General features: G+C 43.6%; 2 protein-coding genes. Both read right to left on the bottom strand.

Features of this window, described 5'->3' with window-relative positions:
- Positions 1-161: 161 nt before the first annotated feature.
- Entirely contained in the window at positions 162-290 is a 129-nt protein-coding gene (locus BSG1_RS20660) for a DUF2639 domain-containing protein (protein WP_006838944.1), read from the bottom strand.
- A 149-nt stretch (positions 291-439) separates the two neighbouring features.
- A partial coding sequence (locus tag BSG1_RS19380) for an MDR family MFS transporter (RefSeq protein WP_006838943.1) occupies positions 440-1648 on the bottom strand: 1209 nt, incomplete at its 5' end.

Raw genomic sequence — 1648 nt, 5'->3', positions numbered from 1 at the left:
AGCGGGACAGATGAGACCCCGCAGGCGAAGCCGAGGAGGCTCAACGCCCGCCCCGCGGAGTCGCACGCCTGTAGCGGAAATCCAGTATAAAAAAACAACATTGCTCTTTAATCCAACTAAACTAAAAAGCCGGAGAGTTTATGACTCCCCGGCTGAAAATATTATTCGTATTTTTCAAGTAAGTTAGCTAAAATGTGCTTTTTATAGGATTCCAGTTTGCGTTCCTCATAGCGGCGAACCCCTTTTTCCTTAAGCTTTTCTACGTACCAGCCTTTGCTTCCGATATGCATTGAAAATACACCCTTTCTTTGCGATTTATTGATTGGAGTCAATCGGCTTTTTCCGATGAAACAATATTAAAATTTCAATCGGGTCCCATTGTAACATCTATAAATCTATGACGAAAGGGAGAGAGTTCAATTTTTCTATAAAAATTTCATTAAACTTCAGAACTTGCGGGTGCCGCCTGATTCATCGTGTTTTGTTTATCGATCTGCTGAAACATGATGAAGTATAAAACAGCACTCAGAGCTGCCAGGAGAGCAAGGCCGATGAACGTCATTTCATACCCGGCCCACAATGAAAAGGTGATGGACACTGGAGCGACAGTCCTGGCAAGAGTAAATCGCAGGCTTGCTGCTGCAAAATATTGTCCGCGCATATGATCAGGAGCAAGCTTTGAAATGAAGTTTTGCTGGATACCGACCGTCATCAATTCTGCGAAAGTGAAAATGGCCATGGAGATGATGAACATATATAACGAAGCTGTCTGTCCAAAGATGAAAATTGAGACAGCATAAATCAATGAAGAAAGTATAAAGACATTTCTCTCTTTATATTTGGTCATCCATTTCGTAACAACCACCGTGAACAATGCGACCAGAAGGCCGTTCTCTGAAAGGATGACACCGAATATTTGTTCACCCGTTAAAGTGAAAGTCAGCAGTGATGCTGTTTCCATAGAATCTTTAATATAAACTGGGATTAACAGATCAAGCTGCATAAATGTCTGACCAACCAAGACTCCAGCCAAAATGAATAGAAGGAAAGTCCGGTCCTGGACGATCACTTTATAATCCTTGAACTGATCCGTTAAGGCATGGTACCAAGCCTTTGGCTGTACGTTACTCACATGCTTTGACTGATGCTGCTTAGGGGCTGTTTCCCTTGTCATTTTGGCAAGCATCAATCCAAGGATCATGCAGATGATTGCAGACACGAGCAGCAGTTCAAAGCGGTAATGGACATAGAAGATACTTCCTAAGATTGGACCGATCACAACGGCAATATTTATGGAAGTATAAAAAATCGCGAAAACATGGCTGCGTTCTTTTTCAGGAACCACATCGGCCACCATTGCCTGACTGGCAGGCCAATAAAAGGATCCGAATACACTCGCAAAGGTGAAACAAACAAAACCAAGTGCTGCCGACTCCAACCATGGAGAGCTGGCAAAAGCGAACACCAGGAATGCCAATCCCTGTCCAAAAGAAGAAAACACCATCATCGTTTTCCTTCCGAACCGATCCGCGCAATACCCGCCCATAAGATTCGCGAATACAGCAAAAACCTGCGAGGCGATAAGCAGCAAACCAGCCATCTGTTTCCCGAAGGCTTCTGTAAAATAGATCGTCAGAAACGGAAAGAA

Source organism: Bacillus sp. SG-1, assembly GCF_000181495.1.
Classification (GTDB): domain Bacteria; phylum Bacillota; class Bacilli; order Bacillales; family Bacillaceae_B; genus Rossellomorea.
Note: the sequence above shows the minus strand (reverse complement) of the source record. Positions and strands in the feature narration are given on the sequence as shown.